Origin of the sequence: Streptomyces naganishii JCM 4654, assembly GCF_014650575.1 — a bacterium.
Classification (GTDB): domain Bacteria; phylum Actinomycetota; class Actinomycetes; order Streptomycetales; family Streptomycetaceae; genus Streptomyces; species Streptomyces naganishii.
Genome location: NZ_BMVF01000003.1, coordinates 89,881 through 110,591 on the forward strand (window position 1 = coordinate 89,881; position 20,711 = coordinate 110,591).

At 73.6% G+C, this 20,711-nt stretch carries 16 protein-coding genes and 1 pseudogene; 4 read left to right on the forward strand and 13 right to left on the reverse strand.

Translation table 11 applies throughout. The features are described from left to right. Window positions 1-14: 14 nt before the first annotated feature. The 3 genes from IE217_RS05880 to IE217_RS05890 form a co-directional block, all read right to left on the reverse strand. A complete protein-coding gene (locus tag IE217_RS05880; RefSeq protein WP_190176639.1) occupies window positions 15-908 on the reverse strand; it encodes a glycoside hydrolase family 19 protein in 894 nt (297 codons plus the stop codon). Window positions 909-1,060: 152 nt separating this feature from the next. Continuing rightward, the gene (locus tag IE217_RS05885; protein ID WP_190176640.1) at window positions 1,061-2,389 is read right to left on the reverse strand and encodes an RNA polymerase sigma factor; all 1,329 of its coding nucleotides are present in this window, start codon (window positions 2,387-2,389) and stop codon (window positions 1,061-1,063) included. Further along, window positions 2,389-2,745, reverse strand: coding sequence for a YciI family protein (locus IE217_RS05890; protein WP_190177009.1), 357 nt, complete (start codon window positions 2,743-2,745; stop codon window positions 2,389-2,391). The genes IE217_RS05885 and IE217_RS05890 overlap by 1 nt, the downstream gene beginning before the upstream one ends. A 201-nt stretch (window positions 2,746-2,946) precedes the next feature. Here IE217_RS05890 and IE217_RS05895 point away from each other — a divergent pair, with 201 nt between their 5' ends. Continuing rightward, window positions 2,947-3,423, forward strand: a complete 477-nt coding sequence (locus IE217_RS05895) for a hypothetical protein (RefSeq protein ID WP_190176641.1) — start codon at window positions 2,947-2,949, stop codon at window positions 3,421-3,423. A 206-nt stretch (window positions 3,424-3,629) separates the two neighbouring features. On the opposite strand, the gene IE217_RS05900 is transcribed toward IE217_RS05895, so the two are convergent. From IE217_RS05900 to IE217_RS05920, 5 genes and pseudogenes are all read right to left on the reverse strand, one after another. Further along, complete coding sequence (locus tag IE217_RS05900; RefSeq protein ID WP_190176642.1) at window positions 3,630-3,794, reverse strand: DUF8839 family protein; 165 nt, start codon at window positions 3,792-3,794, stop codon at window positions 3,630-3,632. 117 nt (window positions 3,795-3,911) lie between these two features. Continuing rightward, a complete protein-coding gene (locus IE217_RS05905; protein ID WP_190176643.1) occupies window positions 3,912-6,002 on the reverse strand; it encodes an MMPL family transporter in 2,091 nt (696 codons plus the stop codon). 144 nt (window positions 6,003-6,146) lie between these two features. After that, window positions 6,147-6,620 carry a MarR family winged helix-turn-helix transcriptional regulator gene (locus IE217_RS05910; RefSeq protein ID WP_229865060.1) on the reverse strand — a complete coding sequence of 158 codons (474 nt, stop codon included), beginning with the start codon at window positions 6,618-6,620 and terminating at the stop codon, window positions 6,147-6,149. 42 nt (window positions 6,621-6,662) lie between these two features. Further along, window positions 6,663-7,124, reverse strand: a pseudogene (locus IE217_RS05915) (SRPBCC family protein); the annotation flags it as partial. Window positions 7,125-7,158: 34 nt separating this feature from the next. Further along, a complete protein-coding gene (locus IE217_RS05920; protein WP_190176645.1) occupies window positions 7,159-8,619 on the reverse strand; it encodes an APC family permease in 1,461 nt (486 codons plus the stop codon). Window positions 8,620-8,722: 103 nt separating this feature from the next. Between IE217_RS05920 and IE217_RS05925 the strand changes: the two genes are divergently transcribed. Beyond that, a complete protein-coding gene (locus IE217_RS05925; RefSeq protein ID WP_190176646.1) occupies window positions 8,723-9,907 on the forward strand; it encodes an ROK family transcriptional regulator in 1,185 nt (394 codons plus the stop codon). A 108-nt stretch (window positions 9,908-10,015) separates the two neighbouring features. Beyond that, a complete protein-coding gene (locus IE217_RS05930) occupies window positions 10,016-12,745 on the forward strand; it encodes a glycoside hydrolase family 2 protein (protein WP_190176647.1) in 2,730 nt (909 codons plus the stop codon). 63 nt (window positions 12,746-12,808) lie between these two features. Here the strand turns inward: IE217_RS05930 and IE217_RS05935 are convergent, their stop codons facing one another. The 5 genes from IE217_RS05935 to IE217_RS35190 all read right to left on the reverse strand — a co-directional run bounded on the left by IE217_RS05935 (window position 12,809) and on the right by IE217_RS35190 (window position 18,796). Further along, window positions 12,809-14,269: a hydrolase gene (locus IE217_RS05935; protein WP_190176648.1), complete on the reverse strand. Its 1,461-nt coding sequence runs from the start codon at window positions 14,267-14,269 to the stop codon at window positions 12,809-12,811. A gap of 273 nt (window positions 14,270-14,542) precedes the next feature. Continuing rightward, a complete protein-coding gene (locus IE217_RS05940; RefSeq protein WP_190176649.1) occupies window positions 14,543-15,772 on the reverse strand; it encodes a cytochrome P450 family protein in 1,230 nt (409 codons plus the stop codon). Window positions 15,773-15,971: 199 nt separating this feature from the next. Further along, a complete protein-coding gene (locus IE217_RS05945) occupies window positions 15,972-16,895 on the reverse strand; it encodes a Rieske (2Fe-2S) protein (protein ID WP_190176650.1) in 924 nt (307 codons plus the stop codon). Between the two features lie 88 nt (window positions 16,896-16,983). Next, entirely contained in the window at window positions 16,984-17,859 is an 876-nt protein-coding gene (locus IE217_RS05950) for a GNAT family N-acetyltransferase (protein ID WP_190176651.1), read from the reverse strand. 241 nt (window positions 17,860-18,100) lie between these two features. After that, complete coding sequence (locus tag IE217_RS35190; protein WP_190176652.1) at window positions 18,101-18,796, reverse strand: chaplin; 696 nt, start codon at window positions 18,794-18,796, stop codon at window positions 18,101-18,103. 293 nt (window positions 18,797-19,089) lie between these two features. On the opposite strand from IE217_RS35190, the gene IE217_RS05960 reads away from it, so the two are divergent. Beyond that, window positions 19,090-20,703, forward strand: a complete 1,614-nt coding sequence (locus tag IE217_RS05960) for an alpha/beta hydrolase (protein WP_190176653.1) — start codon at window positions 19,090-19,092, stop codon at window positions 20,701-20,703. The last annotated feature ends 8 nt before the right edge of the window (window positions 20,704-20,711 follow it).

Genomic DNA, 20,711 nt, shown 5'->3' on the forward strand with positions numbered 1-20,711 from the left:
CGTACGGACGTGCGTCAGCAGTAGAGGTTGCCGCCCGGTGAAACCCCGAGGATCTGCGTGAACCGCTGGTAGGCGTCGACGCGGCTCTGCACCTGCGCCGGATTCCTGCCGTCGCACTCCAGGGAGCCGTTGATGCTGCGGATGGTCTGGCCGAACCCGGCCTGGTTCACCATCGCGTCGTGCGGCGTCATGCTGCCGGGCCCGGACTGCGTGTTCCAGTACCACAGGCCGGTCTTCCAGGCCACGGCGGAGTCGTTCTGCACCAGCCAGGGATTGCCGAGCAGGTCGATGCCGAGCGCGTCGCCCGCGGCCTTGTAGTTGAAGTTCCAGCTCAGCTGGATCGGGCCGCGCCCGTAGTAGGCGGACTGACCGGCCGGACAGCCGTACGGCCGGCTCCAGTCGCAGTAGTGCGAGTAGTTGGCGGTGTTCTGCTCCACCACGTACACCAGACCGCCGGTCTCGTGACTGACGTTGGCGAGGAAGGCCGCCGCCTCCTGCTTCCTGACCGTGTCGCTGCCGGTGCCGGCGAAGCCGGGGTAGGCGCTGAGCGCCGCGGTCAGCCCGCTGTAGGTGTAGAACGAGTTCCGGTTCGGGAACATCTGATTGAACTGGGCCTCGCTGACCACGAATCCGGACGGGTTGCCGTTGCCGGAGCCGCTGTCGCACGAGTACGGGTCCCAGAACCAGGTGCTGATGGTGGGGTCGTAGCCCGGGTTGTCGTGCTCGGCCACGTACGCCCTGCCGTCCGTGTAACGGACGATGTCACCGGTGCGGTAGGACTTCCCGGCCACCCAGTCGGGGTAGCTGGAGCAGGAGGCCGCCGAGGCGTGGGCGGCCGGCAGGACCAGGGGGGCGGCGCCGCCGATCAGGAGCGCGGTGAGCGCGGCGGAGACGTGTCGTCTCGACACTGGATCAACTCCTTTGCGGTCCACGGCCGCACCCGGAAGAGGGCGGAGGAAACCGCGCCCCGGCGCGCGTGCGGGTGGTACCGGACACGGCGTGGGGGGGCGGCCGCGGTGGGGGGTGTGGTGCCACACTCAACCGCATTGGTCTGTACCAGTCAAGGCCGCAGGCCGGCCAACTCCCGTGAGAGGTAGGTGCGTTCGGCCGGGCTCGGGCTCAGCGCGAGGGCCGCCTCGTAGGCCCGTAGGGCCTCCCCGGTGCGGCCGAGACGGCGCAGCAGGCCCGCGCGGACGGCGTGGAAGACGTGGTAGCCGTCCAGTTCGAGCCCGTCGACCAGGTCGAGGGCCGGTCCGGGGCCCTCGGTCTCGGCGACCGCCACCGCCCGGTTCAGCGCGACGACCGGGCTCGGCGCGAGCGCCATGAGGTGGTCGTAGAGCCTCAGGATCTGCCCCCAGTCGGTGGCCTCGGCGGTCGGCGCGTCGCTGTGCACCGCGTGGATCGCGGCCTGGATCTGGTACGGCCCCGGCCGGTTCCGGCGCAGGCAGCGGCGGACGAGTTCCTGGCCCTCGGCGACCATGTCCCGGTCCCAGCGCCCGCGGTCCTGCGCGGGCAGCGGCACCAGCTCACTGCCGCCGCCCTCGCGCGCCGGGCGGCGCGACTTGACGAGGAGCATCAGCGCCAGCAGCCCGGTCACCTCGGGCTCGTCCGGCATCAGTTCGGACAGCAGCCGGCCCAGGCGCAGCGCCTCGGCGCACAGCTCCGGGGCCCCTGCGCAACCCTCGTTGAAGATCAGGTAGACGACGGCGAGGACACCGCCGAGGCGGTCGGGCAGGTCGGCGTCGCGCGGCACGCGGTAGGGGATGCCCGCGGCGCGGATCTTGGCCTTGGCCCGCACGATCCGCTGGGCCAGCGTCGGCTCGGGCACCAGGAAGGCGCGGGCGATCTGCGCCGTCGTGAGCCCGCCGAGCAGGCGCAGGGTGAGCGCCACCCGGGACCGCGGGGCGAGCGCGGGGTGGCAGCAGGTGAAGATCAGGCGGAGCCGGTCGTCGCGCACGGGTCCCTCCTCGTCCTGCCCGGGGTCCGGCCCCGCCACCGCGCCGGCCGGCGTGCCTGCCACCGCGTACGCCGGCGAGCCGGGCCCGTACAGGCGGGCCGCCTCGGCGTGCCGGGTGTCCCGCGAGGACTCGCGGCGCAGCCGGTCGACGGCGCGGTTGCGCGCGGTGGTGATGATCCAGCCGGCCGGGCTCGGCGGCACTCCGGTGCGCGGCCACTTCTCCAGGGCCGTGGCGAAGGCGTCCTGGACCGCTTCCTCCGCGAGGTCGATGTCGCCGAGGAAGCGGACCAGGACGGAGACCGCGCGGCCGTACTCGGCGCGGAAGACGGCCTCCACGTCCCCGGCGCCGGGCACGGCGTCACCCGCGCCGGGCACCGCGTCACCCGCGCCGGGCGCGGTCCCGGCGCCGCCTGCGCCGGGCGGTGCGTGCATCAGTCCTCGGCCGTGTGCAGGAACGGGCGCACCTCGATGGGCAGCGTGGTGGCCCGGCCCGCCTTGCGCCCCCACTCCAGGGCCGCGTCCAGGTCGGGCGCCTTGATCAGGCACAGGCCGCCCAGGTACTCCTTGCCCTCGGCGTAGGGCCCGTCGGTGATCAGTACGTCGTCGCCCTTGGGGCGCAGCACGGTCGCGGTCTCCGGGCCGTGCAGCCCGCCCGCGAACACCCAGGCCCCGGCCTCGCGCAGCTCCTGGTGGAAGGCCTCGACGTTGCCCATGATCTCGGCGAGCGCCTCGGCCGAGGGCGGGGTGCCCTCGCTCGGCTGGATCACGCTGAGCAGGTAGTACTTCATGACGTCCTCCTTGGCGTCGTGCCGTTGTCCCACCTCCTACACGAACGGCGCACTCCCGTATCGACACCTCGCCCGGCCCGATCGGGAGAAACTTTCCCTTGGCCTCTCTCCCGCAGGAGGGCATGCCGGCCGGTCGCCTCCAGGCCGTACGGAAGTCGGGTTCTGCCGGGGCTCGACGCGCCGGTGGAGTACGCGGGTTCGGTGGCACCGCCGGCGGACCCGGTCAAGCTCCTGGCCGACGCCCCGCGGCCCGTCCGGGAGCGGCTGCTCGCCGGGGTCACGGACGGCGCCGAGGTCGTGTGCGCGTTCGCCGGGGCGCGCGAGTGGCCGGGGGCGGGGCCGCGCCCGGCCACTCGCGCGCCCCGGCGGCTCGCCGCGCTGAGCGCCGCCCGCACGGCGCCGCTGGAGCTCGACGGCCTGTGGCTGCCGGGGAGGCCGTCGTGCCGCGCACCCCGCAGGGAGCGGTTCGCCCGCGTGGACCGGCCGCGCAGCACCAACGCCTCCCCCGCGGTCTTCGGCGTCGCCCGCGCCGCGCTCGTGCTGCTCGACGAGGCGGGCGTCCGGGTCCGAGGCCGCCGGGACGGCACGTCCGCCGGGCGCCCGCTCGGAGGAGTGCCGCGCTGTGGGCCCCCGGTGCCGCACGAGGCACGAGGCGCGTCGAGGAACGGCCGGCGGTGAAGACGCGGGCGACGACCTCAGCCGGGACGCCGCCCGCCGCGGTCGTGGCGGGCGGCGGGCCGGTCCCTGGACCCGGGCAGCCGCGCCCGGCGGCCGGCCCGCGAGGGCCTGTTCCTGCTGGTGCGGGGGCAGACGGCCGAGGTGCGGCGGTTCCACCTCGGCCGTCCGGCCGGGTGAAGGCGGCCCGCCCGGTCAGAGCCCCACGGTCAGTCGTCCTCGGCGGGTACCACCACGAGGAAGGCGTCCTCCCTCAGATCCATCACCACGGTGGCGGGCTGTCCCTCCGCCCGCCGCCGCGCCGCGTACTCCTCCGCCGGCCAGGATCCGCGCGGAGACCCCGCGGGGAACCGCTCCAGCACCTTCGCACCCATACCGGCACTCACCTCCGTGTCTCGTCGTCCGCGTTCGGCCTCGGCGGACGGCTTCCAGCGCATGTGAACCGCCTGCCCGCTGACCGCGGGACCATGTACGACCACCGCCGCGGCGGCTCAGCGCGCCCTCCGTTCGCGGCTCAGCCGTCCCGGCCACCAGGCGGGTGCGCCGATGTCGCGGACCAGGGCCGGCACCAGCAGGGACCGCACCACCAGGGTGTCGAGCAGGACGCCGAAGGCCACGATGAACGCGATCTGCGCCAGGAAGGCCAGCGGGATGACCCCGAGGGCGGCGAAGGTGGCGGCCAGGACCACACCCGCCGCGGTGATCACCCCGCCCGTACTGACCAGGCCCCGCAGGACGCCCTCGCGCACCCCGTGCCGCAACGACTCCTCACGCACCCGGGACATCAGGAAGATGTTGTAGTCGACGCCCAGCGCCACCAGGAACACGAACCCGTACAGCGGCACCGACGGATCGGTGCCGCCGAAGCCGAACACATGCGGGAAGACGAGTGCCGAGACACCCAGTGTGGCGGCGAAGTTGAGGGCCACGGTGGCGACCAGCAGCAGGGGCGTGAGCAGCGAGCGCAGCAGCACGGTGAGGATGACGAGGATGATGCCGAGCACCACCGGGACGATGAGCGCGCGGTCGCGCTCGGCGGTGCGGAGGGTGTCGTAGCGCTGCGCGGTGTAGCCGCCGACCAGCGCGTGGGCTCCCGGCACCGCGTGCACGGCGGTGCGCAGCCGGGCCACGGTCCGCTGGGCGGCGTCGCTGTCCGCGGCGTCGCGCAGGGTCACGTCGATCCGGGTCCGGCCGTCGGCGACCAGCGCGGTTCCGCCCGGCCGGCCGGTCTTCGTGACCCCGGCGGCGGAGGCGACGCCCTCGGTGCGGCGGGCCGCGGCGAGGACGTCCTTCAGGTGGCCGGCGTCGGCGATGACGACGGCGGGGTTGCCCGCACCGCCGGGGAAGTGCCGGCCGAGCGTTCGCTGGGCGGCGACGGAGGGGGCGTCGTTGACGAACGTCTCCTCCAGCGGAATGCCCTTGGACGCGAGCGTGGGCGCGAAGGCCGCGCAGGCCAGCAGCCCGGCGAGGGCGAGGGCCCACACCCGTCGCGGTGCCCGGTCCACGAGCCGGGCGACGCGCTGCCAGATGCCGTCGGCGTCCCGGCGGTCCCGCGTGCCGGGGCGGTGCCGCAGGGCGGGCCAGTAGGCGGCCCGGCCGAGCAGGACCAGCGCGGCCGGCAGGAAGGTGAGGGCGCTGAGCACGGCGCAGGCGATGCCGACCGCTCCGACCGGTCCGAGGGCGCGATTGTTCGTCAGGTCGCTGATGAGCAGGGCGAGCAGGCCGAGGGCGACCGTGGCCGCGCTCGCGGTGATCGGGCCCCAAGACCGTCTCAGAGCGGCGCCGGCGGCGGCGAACCGGTCGTCGCGCGCGGTCAGTTCCTCCCGGTAGCGGGCGGTCAGCAGCAGCGCGTAGTCGGTGGCCGCGCCGATCACAAGAATGGAGAGGATGCCCTGCACCTGGCCGTCGACGCGCACCACGCCGTGCCGGGCCAGCGCGTAGACGACCGCGCAGGCCAGGCCGAGCGCGAACACGGCGCCGAGGATGACCACCAGCGGGAGCAGGACACTGCGGTAGACCAGCAGCAGGATGACCAGCACGGTGGCCAGGGCGACGCCGAGGAGCAGTCCGTCGATGCCGGAGAAGGCGTCGGAGAGGTCCGCCTGGGTAGCGGCCGGACCGGCGAGCCGCACGGTGGTGCCGGGCACTCGTGCGGCGGCGTCCTTGATGCGGCCGAGGGTGTCCGGCAGCCGTTTGCCGAGGTCCGGCCGCACCTGCACGACGCCCTGGAGCGCCTTGCCGTCCGCCGAGAGCAGCGCGGGCGAGGGCCGGCCCGTGACGCCCGGCACGTCCGCGGTCGCGGCCAGGGCGCGGCCGGCCGCGTCCCGCCGGCCGCTCAGCGGGGTGTCCGGGCCGGCGGTCCAGACGACGATCACGGGCAGTGTCTCGCCCTGGCGGAAAGCGCGCTGCTCGGCGACGACCTCGGTGGACTCGGCGCTGCGGGGCAGGAAGGCGGCCTGGTCGTTGGTGGCCACCTCGCCGAGACGGCCCGCGAAGGGGCCGAAGGCCCCGCCGATGCCGAGCCAGAGCGCGAGCAGGGCCAGCGGGAGCAGCCGGCGTGCTCGGCGGGACGTGATACGCATCGCTTCCTTCCCAGGCGGAGAAGCCTGATACCTCTAGGAAAAAGTATCTTAATAATCGAGGTAACGGCTACCCGGGTCGGCGCTCCGCACACCGTCGGCGCCGGCCGCACCGTCGGCGCCACACCCTCGGCGCCGGCCGCGCCGTCAGCGCTCCGCGCCGCTCTCCAGGGAGAGTTCCTCGTTCATCGCGGTCAGGAAGCGCAGCACGACCGACAGTTCCTCGTCGGTGAACCGGGACCGCGCGGCCTCGGTCGCCCGGGCCAGGGGTCGGAAGTAGGTGCGGGCCGCCGAGCGGGCTTCGGCGGCGTAGTGCAGATGGACCACGCGACGGTCGGCGCTCTCCCGGACGCGGCGGATGTGCCCGGCGCGTTCGAGGCGGTCGACGCACGCGGTCACCGCGCCGGAGGTCAGTCCGAGGTGGGCACCCAGCCGGCTGGGGGTCATCGGCTCCTCGGCGTCCAGGATGGCGGCGAGGGCCTGCACGTCCGTGGGATGCAGGCCCTGATCGCCGGCGAATCCCTGCACCAGCCGGTTGATCTCGCCGTTCATCCGCCGCAGTTGCAGGGCGAAGGCCTGCAGGCCGGCCGCCGCGCGCTCGGGGTCGTCTGCTGTGGCCACGGGATCAGCGTATAGAACCCGTGGCCGGGCGGGCCGCGGTGGTCAGGGGTCCGGGACCAGCCAGGGTGCCTGGGGCAGGGGGCTGCCGGTCTCGAGGAGGGACTTGAGGTTGGACAGCACCGCGGGCCACCCGCCCGACACCACGGCGAGCGCCTCCTCGTCGGGCAGGTCCTCGTGGGTGACGGTGAGCCGGACGATGTCGCCGTGCGGCCGTACGGTGAGGGTGACCCGGGTGTGCTTGTCCGGCCGCTCGGCGTCCGCCGGTTCGGCCCAGGTGGTCACCAGGCGGGTGGGCCGCTCGGCCTCCACCACGGTGCCCACCACGTCGGCGACTTGGGACCCGTCCGTGCGCACATGCCGCCAGGGGGACCCGGGCCGCCAGTCGGACACGTTGCTGTGGCCCCAGTAGGAGGCGGTCAGGTCGGCGTCGGTGAGCGCGTCCCACACGGCCTCGGGCGTGCTCCCGATGTAGATGACGTACGCGTACGCCGGCTTGCCTGTCATGGTGCCTCCAGTCAGGCAGCGGCCCGTCCGCCTGTCAACCGGGGCTCCCGGCGGGCTCCACGTCCGGGTCCGCCCCCTGGAGGTACTCCTCGGAGATCTCCTTGGGGCCGAACGGCCAGACCTTCTCGAAGCGCGCCCAGAGCAGGAAGGCGACGCAGCCGAGCGCGAGCCAGGCCAGCGACCACTCGATGGGGTGACGGCCGGGAGAGTTCTCGTCGGCGTAACCGTAGATCACGCACCAGCCGGCGAAGGCGACGGCGCTCGGCAGCGGGTAGAGCCACATGCGGTACGGGCGGCGCAGCCCCGGCTGCCTTCGGCGCAGCACGGTGACGGCGACGATCTGGGCGAGCGCCTGGACGATCACCATCACGGTGGTCAGGAGCTGGATCAGGGTGGCCAGGTCGGTGTGGCGTCCGATCAGGAAGCCGATCGCCGTGATCACGCCCATGGTGGCCAGGCCCAGCGTCGGGAAGCGGTGCCTGGGGTGCAGGGCGGCGTAGGGGCGGAAGAAGACGCGGTCGCGGGCGGCGTCGTAGGGCACCCGGGAGCCGCCGAGCAGGCCGGTGAAGACCGAGGCGAACGCGGTGATCAGGATGAGCACGGTGACGGTGTCCGCCGCCGCCCTGCCCCAGGTCTTCTCCAGCACCGCCGAGGCCACCGAGGTGGAGGCGATGTCGTCCGCGTGGGTCATGCGGTGCCAGTCGATCACGCCGAGGGTGCCGATCTGGAGCAGCAGGTAGATCGCCATGATGCCGAGGATCGAGTAGATGATCGACCGGGGCAGGACGCGGCCCGGCTCTTTGACCTCGGCCGCCATGTAGGCGGTGGTGTTGTAGCCCAGGTAGTCGTAGATGCCGATGGTCAGGCCGGCGGCGAAGCCCAGCCAGAAGTGGTCGCCGCCCAGGTCGAAGGCGTGCGCCGGGTAGGTGAAGGCGAGGTGCGCGCTGAAGTGCGTGGCCGCCGCCACGATGACCAGGAGCACCGAGGTGACCATGACGGCCCACATGACGGCGGTGATGCGGGCGATGTTCTCGATGCCCCGCCACAGCAGCAGCACGACCAGGGCGATGACGCCGAGGCCGATCAGGTCGCCGGACGTCCGGCCGAGGTGGGGCGCGAGGTAGCCGAGGTACTGGACGAAGCCGACCACGCCCGTGGACATGATCAGCGGGATGAACAGCATCGCCGTCCAGACGAACAGGAACGGCACCAGGCGCCCGGTGCGGTACTGGAAGGCCTGGCGCAGATAGACGTAGCTGCCGCCGGAGCCCGGCATCGCGGCGCCGAGTTCGGCCCACACCAGCCCGTCGGCGAGGGCGAGGATCGCCCCGGCGACGAAGCCGATGACCGCCTGCGGACCGCCGAACGCGGCGACCATCAGCGGGATGGTGACGAAGGGGCCGATGCCGCACATCTGGCTCATGTTGATGGCGGTGGCCTGGAACAGGCCGACACGCCGGACGAAACCACCGCCGGAGGGCGGACTACCGGACATGGCAACTCCTGCGGGGCGGCGGGTCGGAGGGGAACGGGCGATAAAGTTAAAGAGACTTACTTGGTACGTCAAGGGGTCTTCGCCGATGCGTGAGAATGGTGCGATGCCCGCCACCGACGCCACCGAACGGCCGGAGCAGCCGTGGAACCGCCGCCGGCTGCGCAGCACCAACGAGCGGCTGCTGCTCGACCGGCTGCGCGCCTCGGGCGCCGCCTCACGCGCCCAGCTGGCCCGCGAGACCGGCCTGTCCAAGCCGACCGTCTCCAGCGCGCTGGCCGCCATGGAGGCCGCCGGACTGGTGCGCGAGGTGGGCACCCACGCGCCCGAGCGCGGCCGCACGGCCGTCCTGTACGCCCCCGACCCGGCGGCCGGCCACGTACTGGGCGTCGACATCGGGCGCGGCTGGCTGCGGTGCGCGGTCGCCGACCTGGACGGCACCGTCGTCGCCCGCAGCGACGTGCGCAACAGGGCGCGCAGCTCCGGCGCGCTGGCCGACCTGGTGGTGGCCACGGCCCGGCAGGTGGTGGCGGGTTCGGGCGTGGACGCGGACCAGGTGGTGCACGCGGTGGTGGGCACCCCGGGCGTCTACGACGAGGAGCAGCGCCGGGTGCGGTACGCGATGCACCTGCCCGGCTGGGGCCGGGCCGGGCTGTTCGACCACATGCGCGCGGAGCTGGGCGTGCCGCTGGAGATCCACAACGACGCCAACCTGGCCGCGCTCGGCGAGTACGCGTACGGCGTGGGCGCGGGCAGCCGGCTGTTCGCGTACATCCTGATCGGCACGGGTCTCGGCATGGGCGTCGTCAGCGAGGGGCGGCTGTTCACGGGCGCGCACGGGCTGGCCGGGGAGATCGGGTTCCTGCCGTGGCCGGGGCAGCAGCGCCCGGAGCGGCTGGAGGACGCGGTGTCCGGGCTGGCGGTGGTGGAGTCCGCCCGCCGGTTCGGTATGAGCGGGCGGCTCACCGCGAAGGCGGTGTTCGACGCGGCGCGCGGGGGCAGTCCCGCGGCGGTGAAGGCGGTAGGGCTGGAGGGCGAGCGGATAGCGCACACGGTGGCCGCAGCCGCGGCCGTGCTCGACCCGGACCTGGTCGTGCTCGGCGGCGGGGTGGGTCACAGCGTGGACCTGCTGCTGGAGCCGGTGCGCGAGCACCTGCGCACGCTCACCCCGTTGCGCCCCGAGGTCGCGGCCAGCCGGCTCGGCGCGGACGCGGTGCTGCTGGGCGCGGTGGCGACCGCGCTGGGCACGGCCCGTGACGTGGTCTTCGAGCGCCGGTCCGTCCCGTCCTGACCAACTCGCCGGGCCGCCAAGGTGATTGACACGTTCCGCACGGGCTCCTATCGTCCGATTAGTAAAGTTTCCTAACTATACGAGGCTCGCGAAGAGGCTGGAGAACCCGTGTTCCACCGCTCCGCTCCCGGACGCCCCACCGCCCGGCACCGTCTCCCCGCGGCCGCGGTCGTCCTCGGACTGCTCGTTTCGCACGCCACCGGGGCCTGGGCGGGCGGCCACCGGTCGGTCGTCCCGCACACCAGGATCACCGAGGTCGCCCCCGCCCCGGGCAGCGCCACGCCCATCGCCGGGTACGCCATCCAGTCGGCGGCCGAGGTGACCGACCCCGCGGCCGAGGTGTCCTCGCCCGGCTACTCCCCCGCCGGCTGGTACGCGGCAGGCTCCCGCTCCACCGTCCTGGCCGCCCTGCTGGCCGCCGGGAAGTATCCCGACCCGTTCCGCTCGACCGGCCAGCAGCGGATCCCGCGGGCGGACTTCCAGGTCCCCTGGTGGTACCGCGCCGACTTCACGGTCGCCGACACCTCCCACCGCACCTACCTCGACCTCAGCGGCGTGATGTCCGCGGCCGACGTCTACGTCGACGGCCGCCTGGCCGCCCCCGCGAAGGACGTCACCGGCGCCTACACCCGCCACGAACTGGACGTGACCTCCCTGGTCCGCTCCGGCACGAACACCGTCGCCCTGCGCGTGCGGCCCAACGATCCCGACAAGCACCTCACCATGGGCTGGATCGACTGGCTCCAGCCGCCGCCCGACCGCAACATGGGCATCGTCCGGGACGTCCTGGTCCGCCGCGGCGGCCCCGTCGCCCTGCGCGACGCGCACGTGGTGACCCGCCTGGACGTGCCGTCCCTCGCCTCCGCCGACCTCACCGTCAAGGCGACGGCCCGCAACGACTCCGGGGCGCCGGTGACGGCCACCGTCGCCGGGACCGTCGGCGCCGCCACGTTCCGCCGGACCCTCACCCTGGCCGCCCACGAGACACGCCAGGTCACCTTCTCCCCCGACGACGTGCCCGGGCTGCACCTGGCCGCGCCCCGCGTGTGGTGGCCGGCCGGCATGGGCGGGCAGCCGCTCTACGCCCTCGATCTCACCGCCTCCGTGGCCGGCACCGTCTCGGACACCGCGCACGAGAGCTTCGGCATCCGGGACGTACGGGCACCGCTCGACGCGGACGGGGCCCGGCAGTACCGGATCAACGGCCGCAGGCTGCTGGTCAAGGGCGGCGGCTGGTCCCCGGACGAGTTCCTGCGCTGGGACCGGACGTACGTGGAGGACCGGCTGAAGTACGCGCTCGACCTGGGCCTGAACACCATCCGCCTCGAAGGGCACCTGGAACCGGACGAGTTCTTCGACCTCGCCGACCGCTACGGCGTCCTCACCCTGCCCGGCTGGGAGTGCTGCGACAAGTGGGAGGGCAACGTCAACGGGAGCGAGACCGGCGACAAGTGGACCGCCGCCGACTACCCGGTCGCCAAGGCGTCGATGGCCGCCGAGGCCGCCCGGCTGCGCGACCACCCCAGCGTGATCTCCTTCCTGGTCGGCAGCGACTTCGCGCCGGACGCCACGATCGAGAGGAACTACCTCGACGCGCTCGCCGCCGCCGACTGGCCCGTCCCCGTCGTCAGCTCCGCCTCCGACAGCTCCTCGCCGCGGCTCGGCGGTTCGGGCATGAAGATGACCGGCCCCTACGACTGGGTGCCGCCCGGCTACTGGTACGCCAAGCGCGAGGGCGGCGCCACCGGCTTCAACTCCGAGACCAGCGCGGGCCCAGACATCCCCACCCTCGACACCCTGCGCCGCATGATGACCCCGGCCGAGCTCGGCACCCTCTGGAAGGACCCCGGCGCCCGCCAGTACCACCGCTCGCCGTCCCCGGTCTTCGGCACCCTGAAGATCTACGACCAGGCCCTCGCCGGCCGCTACGGCGCCCCCACCGGACTCACCGACTACGTGCGCAAGGCGCAGCTCGCCCAGTACGAGAACGTCCGCGCCCAGTTCGAGGCCTACGGGCGCAACGCCACCGACGCCGACAAGCCGGCGACCGGGGTGGTCTACTGGATGTTCAACAGCGGCTGGACCTCCCTGCACTGGCAGCTGATGGACCGTTACCTCGACCAGGGCGGCGCCTACTTCGGCGCCAAGAAGGCGAACGAGCCGCTGCACGTGCAGTACTCCTACGACGACCGCTCGGTGGTCGTCGTCGCCAACCGGCGGGCCCCCGCCTCCGGGCTCACCGCCCGCGCCACCCTGTTCGACCCCGACGGCACGCGGCGCTACGACCGGACGGTGACCGGCGTGCGCGTGGCCGGGGACGGCGCCCACAGCACCGTACTGACCCTGCCGGCGTCGGTGAGCGGGCCGGCGGCCACCCATCTGCTGCGGCTGACGCTGACCGACGCCTCGGGCAAGAAGGTCAGCCGCAACGTGTACTGGCTCTCCAGCCGCCCGGACACGCTCGACTGGGACCGCACCGACTGGTACCACACCCCGACGACGAGCTACGCCGACCTCAAGGGGCTCAACTCCATGGCCCGGGTGCCCCTGGCCGCGACGGCGTCCACGAGCGCGGCGGACGGGACGTCGACCACGACGGTCACCCTGCGCAACACCGGACGCGGCAGGACCCCGGCGCTGTTCGCGGACGCCCACCTGGTCGGCGCCGGCGGCTCGCCGGTGCTGCCGGTGCGGTGGTCGGACAACGAGGTGAGCCTCTGGCCGGGCGAGTCGGTCACGTTGACCGCGACCTACCGCACGGCGGACCTGCACGGGGCCGCGCCGCGGGTCAGGGTCTCCGGCTGGAACACACCGGAGTCGACCGTCCCCGCCGGATGAGGCGTACGACGGGCGGGGGCCCCGCCGGACGGCCGGCGGGGCCCCTGTTCGCCGGGTCTCGCGTCAGCTCACGTCGAGCGCCGTGTCGTCGACGACGAACGAGGTCTGGAGGGTGGAGCCCTCGGTGCCGGTGAAGCTGACCGTCACCGTCCGGCCCGCGTAGCCCGACAGGTCCAGGCTCCGCCTGGTGTAGCCGCTGCCCGCGTCGAGGTTGGAGTACGTGGCGGGGGTGGCCAGCACGCTGCCGCTGCTGTCGAGGACCTGCACCTTGAGGGTGTCGTAGGCCTTGGTGGTCGTCGTCTCGGCGGTGTCCACGTGGAGGTAGAAGCTCAGGGCGGCCGTCGTGCAGCCCGCGGGGATGGTGACGGTCTGCGCGAGGGTGTCGGTGTGCGCCGAGCCGTAGCCGTCCAGCCATGCCTTGTAGGAGCCGGTGCGGGCGGGCTCACCCGAGTCGTTGGTGATGACTCCGCTGCTCGCGCTCCACACGGTGTTGCCGGACTCGAAGCCGCTGTTGCCGAGGAGCTGGGCCGCGGTGCAGGTGCCGCCGCCCCCGCCGCCTCCGCCGCCGGTGGTGGTGCCCGAACCGGCGAGCCAGGCGGTCGCGTTGAGGGCGAGGGCCGCGTTGGTGGCGCCCGGGTCGTTCCAGCCGTCGTAGAGGGTGTTGCCGGCCTGGCCGGTGCCGTCGTCGATGGGTGAGCTGTCGCCCCAGAAGGCGACGCGGCCGCTGCCGAAGGCGCTGGTGACGAAGAACGCCCCGGTGTTGCCCGAGTAACCGGTGCGGTAGACCAGGCCCTTGACGGCGGAGTTGTCGGAGGGCTTGAGGGTGGCCGTGGTGCCGTTGGCGAACAGGCTCTTGGTGACGGTACCGAAGGAGCCGTGCAGCACCGGGTCGGTGCTGTCGTTGATCGCCGCCGGGTAGCCGGAGGCGATGTTCAGCGCGTCGATGGAGAAGCCGAACGGGTCGGTGGAGTCGACGCTGTTGTTGCTCATCAGGTCGTTCAGGATCTTCACCGAGTCCGCGCCGTCGTTGTTGCGGTCCGAGCCGGTGTGGTCGGAGATCATGAACAGTCCGCCGCCGTTCTTGACGAAGTTCATGATGGCGGTCTTCTCCGCCGACGTGAACAGCGTGTTCGGCTCGGGCAGGACGAGCGTGTCGAAGTTCGACAGGTCGGTCGAGGAGGAGCCGCCGTAGGACAGGCTCGACCCTGACGGCAGGGTCTTGAGGCTGTAGGCGCCGGTCTTCTGCAGCGCCACGCCCCACGAGGACAGCGCACCCGTCCAGTCGGTCTCCGCGGACGGGGAGGGGTTCTCGCCGAGCGGGTCGGGCTGACTGGTGGAGATGATCCAGTCGGCGTTGCCGGCCGTCTCGGCGTGCGCGTTGTCGAACAGGACGCGGTGGGTGGTGGTGGCCGCGTGGGCGGGCGCGGCGCCGGCGCCGAACTGCAGGGCTGCCGAGGCGAGAAGCAGGCCGAAGCCGGCGAGAGCGGTGGTGACTTGACGACGGGACCTTCTGGATCCGGGCATCCGGCTGACCTCCGAGTGGGGTGAAGGGGCGGTGCGGGCGGCGCGGCGGCGGATCTGCGCGCGTAGAACATGGTTGAGCGTTCTACACGCGTCGATTGTTTGAAAGGTACATGGCATGTCCGCGCGGTGAACATCAAGTCCCGGCAATAACCGCGCGGAGTTGCGGGCGCCGTCCGGTGGCTGGCGGACCAGAGGGAGGCGTGGACCGCCGCCGACGCGTGGGTACGGTCGGGCTATGCGCGTTCGCCCTGCCCTCGCCCGTCCTTGCCGGGCTCAGCCCGTCCGCGCCGCCCCGGCCGCGCCGCCCTGTCCGGCGAACCGTACGGGCAGGCTTCGCGGGCCGCGGATCATCATGCCGGGGCGCCAGGTGATCGCTGCCGGGTGGATGTCCAGGGCGAGTTCCGGGCACCGCTCCAGCAGCGTCCTGATGGCGATGCGCGCCTCCAGCCGGGCCAGGGGCGCGCCCAGGCAGTAGTGGATGCCGTGCCCGAAGGCCACGTGGCCGCGGGCGTCGCGGGAGATGTCGAAGCGCTCGGGAGAGGCGAAGCGCGCAGGGTCGCGGTTGGCGTCGGCCATGGCGACGAGGACGAGTTCGCCGCCGCCCGGGACGACGGTGTCGCCGATCGTCACCGGCTCGGTGGTGAAGCGGTACGTGGGCGTCTCCACCGGGCCGTCGTAGCGGAGCATCTCCTCCACCGCCGCGTCGATGAGGGTGAGGTCGGCCCTGAGGGCGGCCAGTTGGGCGGGGTGGGTGAGCAGGGCGAGGACGCCGTTGGAGACGAGGTTGACCGTGGTCTCGTGGCCGGCGACGAGCAACAGCCAGGCCATGCCGAGCAGTTCGCCGTGGGAGAGGCGGTCGCCGTCGTCGTCCGGGCCGTGGATGAGCGCGCTCATGAGGTCGTCGCCGGGCCGGCCGCGTTTGCGGTCCACGAGTTCGGCCAGATAGCGCGCCATCGCGTCGGCGGCGGCCGCGCGTTCGGCCGGGTCGGTCGCGCCGAGCGCGTCGTTGGACCACTCACGGAACGAGGAGCGGTCGAGGTCCGGCACGCCGAGGAGTTCGCAGATCACGGAGATCGGCAGCGGGAAGGACAGCGCCTCGACGAGGTCGGCGCGGCCGTCGGGTGCGGCGAGCATCCGGTCCAGGAGTTCGTCGGTCATCTTCTGCACCCACGGCGCGAGTTCCTCGACGCGGCGCGGGGTGAACTGGCGGGCGACGAGTCTGCGCAGCCGGGTGTGGTCCGGAGGGTCCGCCCTGAGCATGTGGTAACCGGAGGAGACGGAGCCCAGCGGCAGGGAGGGCGACGCCCTGCCCCAGTCCTTCGACAGTCTGGGGTCGGCCAGCGCGGCCCTGCCCGCCTCGTAGCCCACCACCAGCCAGGCCTCGGCGCCGCCCTCAGGCATGCGAATGCGGTGCACCGGGCCCTGGGCCCGTAAGCGGGCGTAGACGGAGTACGGGTCGCGGGTGAAGGACTCGCCGAGCGCGGCGAGGTCGACGATGCTCACCGGGCCACCGCCCCCGGCGGTGTGGCCCGTCGTGCCGGCGTGGCCGGTGCCGCCGGCCGGCTCGTGTGCGTGGTCATGGTCCGCCCCCTCGGATCAACGACGTGCGACGCCGCACCACGGCGCGCCGCCCGCCGACTGTAACCCGCGCCCTCTCGGGCACGGACCCCTTTTCGCCAAGGGGTCCGCGGGAGCGTGCGGGTCAGGAGGCACGCAGGCGTGCCTCGACGCGGCCGTCGATGATCCGGGTGTCGAAGGCGGGCTGGGGAGCGGTGGCCGGGCCCCTGACGTTCCAGCCGTCGGAGAGGCGGAAGACGCTGCCGTGCCAGGGGCACTGGATGCAGCCGTCCCGGACGGTGCCCTCGGCGAGCGGGCCGGCCATGTGACTGCACCGCTCGGCCAGCACGTGCACGGTCTGCGGGCCCTGCCGGACCACGACGACGGCGATTCCCTCGATGTCGCGCCGCACCGGCTGCCCGTCCGGCAGCTCCGCGAGGCCGATCACCGGGTGCCAGCCCGGGGACACCAGGTGGGGAATGGCTTCGGCGTGGTTGGCGCCGGAGGCCTGGCGGTAGGCGAGGTGCCCGCCCAGCGCGCCGCCCGCGGCCACCACGGTGAGTCCGGCCATGCCGAGCGCCCTGCCGAGCGCCTCGCGGCCGCGCAGGCGTGAGCTGAGCGAGGCGGTGTAGAGGGTGAGTGCGGTGACATTGGCGGCGGCGTGCACCGCACCGACGCGCATCTGCTCGCGGTGCAGCTCCGCCCAGTCCACCCAGCCGGCCACCGCTGCCGGTACGGCGCCGATCAGGCCGGTGGCGATCAGGGTGCGCGCGGCGCGGCGCTGCGAGGGGAAGAGGTCGAGGACGGCCGCCGAAAGCCAGCTGCCGACCGGCACCTGCACCATGAGCGGGTGCACGGGGTGGCCGAGCCACCGTCCGTGCAGCGCGTCGCGAGCGCGGCCCAGCGGGACGGCGCGTATGACGTCCCGGATGCGGTCGAGCGCCTGGTCGGCGCCGGAGAACTGTTCGATCCTGTCGACACCGCGCAGGACCCGACCGGGCCCTGCGTCGTTGGGCAGCAGCCGCCCGGCCGCCTCGGCGGCCCGGCGGGCGAGGGAGTGATGTGTCATGCCACCCGAGTAGCCCCTCCCCGCGAGGACAACCCGCCCCGGCCGTCCGGGCCGGCGCGCGCCCCTGCGGGCCCCGTTCGCCGGTGGGTCAGCCCAGTTCCAGGGTGGTCACCCCGAAGACGCGTTCGCGGGCGTAGGGCCGTACCGGGCCCGTGTACATGCGTGCGGTCTCGAAGGACGGGACGAGGCCGGCGTCCTCGGCCAGGGCGAGGGCCGGTTTGTTGGTCTCGGGCACGTCTATCGAGACCGGGAGGCCCTGCGCGTGGGCGGTGAGCGCGGTGAACAGGGCGCGCGCGTCCACGGCGGTGTCGGCGAACAGCGGGCCGACGCGTGCGCCGTCGCGGGCGGGGCGCAGCACGCCGTACCCGGTGAGGCGGCGGCCGGAGCGGCGCAGGACCGCGCGATGCCCGGGCGTGGCCAGCCAGGCGGCGACGAAGCGCGGGCGCGGCGCCGGGTGGCAGGCGGTGTCGTACGCCGTCACGTCGTCCAGGTCATCGGGCGTGACCGGCCGCACCTCCGCCGGCAGCCCGGCCGCCCTCGGCGCGGGCGCCGGGCCGGTGAAGCGGATGGTGCGGTGCGCGGCCTCGAAGCCCGACCGCCGGTAGTTGTCCTGCTGGGTCACGACTCCGTCGAGCCCGACCGTGCGGTTCCCTGCGTGGGCGAGGGCGGTGTGCCACGTGGCCAGTCCGTGGCCGCGGCCGCGCCGGTCGGGGCGTACGAGGTAGCAGCCCAGGAAGGCGTAGTCGGGGCCGTGGTTGACGACGGAGACCGCCGAGACCGGCTCGCCGTCGACACGGCCGAGGAAGAAGCCCTCGGGGTCCTGGGCGAAGAAGGCCGGCCCGTCGGACAGCCCGGGGTTCCAGCCCTCGTCCGCCGCCCATCCGCTGATCACCGGCCAGTCCTCGAGTCCGGCCCGCCCGACGACGAGCCCTCCGGGGTGTTCCGCGGCTGCGGGGGTGGTCATCGTGCGGCTCCCTCTCCGTGACGGCCGGTACAGGCGGAATCCTCGCGGATCATGCGCGCCGGCGCCACGTCGGGATCAAGCCGCCGCGAACGCCGACCAGTCGGCGTCGTACGGGATGTGGCGCACGGCGGTTCGGTGCACGGCGGTTCGGCTCACGGCGGAGGTGGGGCCGCGGAGCCCCCACCCGTCGCGGCCCGGGCGACTGCGGTGGGGGCTTCCATGGGCGGTCACCGGGTGGGCGTCAGTGCGATGCCCCGGGGCGGTAGCGCCGGTACAGCACGGCTCCGCCGAGCAGGAGACCCGCGCCGACGGCGACGGTGGGCACGGTCCCGTCGGCGCCGGTGTGGGCGAGCGAGGGGGCCTCGTTGCGCGGCACGGGAGCCGCGTGCGACACCGGCTCGGGCCGGGAACGCTCCGGCGGGGTCACCGGCTGCGGGGCGGGGTGCTCGACGGTGGTGTTCGTCGAGGTGTTCCCGGTGGCCGGGTTGCCGATGCCCACGACGCCGACGCTGTTGCCGCTGACATTCACCGGGAGGTGAACCGGAAGCTGGACGCCGTTGCCGGAGAGCACTCCGGGCGAATCCTTTCCGCTCTCCCGTGCGGTCGCGCCTCCGGTCGAGGTCGCCCGATCCCTCCCGGCGGACGCGGACCCGGAGCCGGAGTCGGACCCCGATGAGAATCCGGACACGTTGGCGCACTGGTTGCCCGCCGCGGGGTTGAGCAGCCCTACCACGTTCACCGTGTTGCCGCACATGTTCACCGGGACGTGCACCGGGAGCTGAATGGTGTTGCCGGAGATCACCCCGGGTGAGCCGACCGCGGCGCCGTCCGCCGCGGCGCCGCCGTCGGCCGCGAACGCGGACACCGGTACGGCCATCGCCATCGCGCCCGAGGCGGCGGCCACGGCGATGACACCGTTTCGGGTAACCCGTTTCATAGGTTTCCCTGCCTTCCAGACATGGTCGCGGGCGCTCGCCCGCACCGGGTAAAACGCTGGTGAACGATCCGAGTTATGGCTTATCGGCCTTTCACCCCTTCGGGGGGCCCGGTTCTCGAACACTCCGTGGAGCCCCGCGCGCGAACGCCGCGGCCCCGCGCGGGCGCCCCCGGGCGGGCGACAAGCGGCCCACGGGCGGCCCGCCCTCATCGACAGGCGCCCCGCGCGGGGGCCGCTTATCGTGGGCGAGGGCGCTGTAGCCGGCCTGAGGTGGAGCGTTCCTGGAGGCATCGATGCTGGCCAAGCTGTCGACGCGGTTCGCGGCCCGGCGGTGTGCGTGCGCCGGGGCCGTCACGCTGGCCCTGCTAGGCGCGGGGCTGCCGGCGGCGGCCGCGGACGGCGGACAGCAGGGCCTCGAACGCTTCTACGCGCAGAAGGTGACCTGGGCGGCGTGCGACAAGGAGGCCCCCCGGGACCTCCAGTGCGGCAAGGTGACCGTACCCCTGGACTACGCCCACCCGGACGCCGGCACGCTCGACCTGGCGCTGGCCCGCTACCGGGCGACCGGGCACTCCCGGGGCTCGGTGGTGCTGAACTTCGGCGGCCCGGGCGGCGCCGGGGTCCCCGGACTCGCCGCGGACGGCAAGGAGTTCATGGACCTGACCAACGGCCTGGACGTGGTGACGTTCGACCCCCGTGGCGTCGGCAGGTCCTCCCCGGTCAGCTGCGGTCTGGGCGCCGGCGGCCAGTCCACGGCGGCGACGGACGGCAACGCGGACCTGGGCAGCCCGCAGGCCGCGCTGAAGGTGATCAAGGCCTGGCAGCAGGTCGCGTCCGAGTGCATCAAGCACTCCGGGGCGGTCCTGCCCCATATAGGCACCGTCGACTCGGCCCGCGACCTGGACGTCATACGTCAGGCGCTCGGCGACGGCAAGCTCAACTACCTCGGCTTCTCGTACGGCACCCGGCTCGGCGCGGTCTACGCGGCGCAGTTCCCCGACAAGGTGGGGCGGCTGGCGCTGGACGGCGTGGACACGCTGACCGAGCCGCTGGCGGAGCAGGGCGTGGCCGGCGCCGAGGGGCAGCAGACGGCGCTGGAGGACTTCCTCGACTGGTGCGTGCAGGACATCGCCTGCCCGTTCGGCCAGGACCGGCGGGCGGCCGGCGACCAGGTCCCCCAGCTCGTCCGCTCGCTCGACCAGAACCCGGTGCCGACGCCCTCCGGCGGCAGGCTGTCCGGGCAGGATCTCGTGGGCGCGATCGGCCAGGCGCTCTACAGCAAGTCGATGTGGCCCTCGCTGGAGCGGGCGATCGCCTCGCTCGTCCAGGACGGCGACACGCGCGGTATCGAGGCGTTCTCCGGGGGCGGTGTGGCCCTTCCCGCGCGGACGGCCCCGGCGGGCCGCGGCCGCCACAACGGGCTGGTGGACGCGGCGGACGTGCCGCTGGACAACCTGCCCGCCGCGATGATGGCGATCAACTGCGCGGACGACCCCGACCGGCCCGCCGCCGCGCAGATCACCAAGGACCTCGGCCGGCTGCGCGCCGAGTACGAGCAGGCCTCCCCCGTCTTCGGCCGCTACCGGCTCAACGAGCTGATGATGTGCTACGGCCGCCCCAAGGGCACCGACTTCATCCGCGAGAAGGTGCGGAACGTCGACACCGCCCGGATGCTGCTGGTCGGCACGCGCGGCGACCCGGCGACGCCGTACCGCTGGACCGAGGAGACCGCCAAGCGGCTCGGCTCGTCGGCGGTGGTCCTCGACAACCGCGGTGACGGCCACACCGGGTACGGCTCCTCCACGTGCGTGCACCGCAAGGTGAACGACTTCCTGCTCTACGGCACCCTGCCGCCCACCGGCAGCTCCTGCCCGGCGGACCAGGAACCGTCCGCCGGGACGGGCTGAGGCGACGA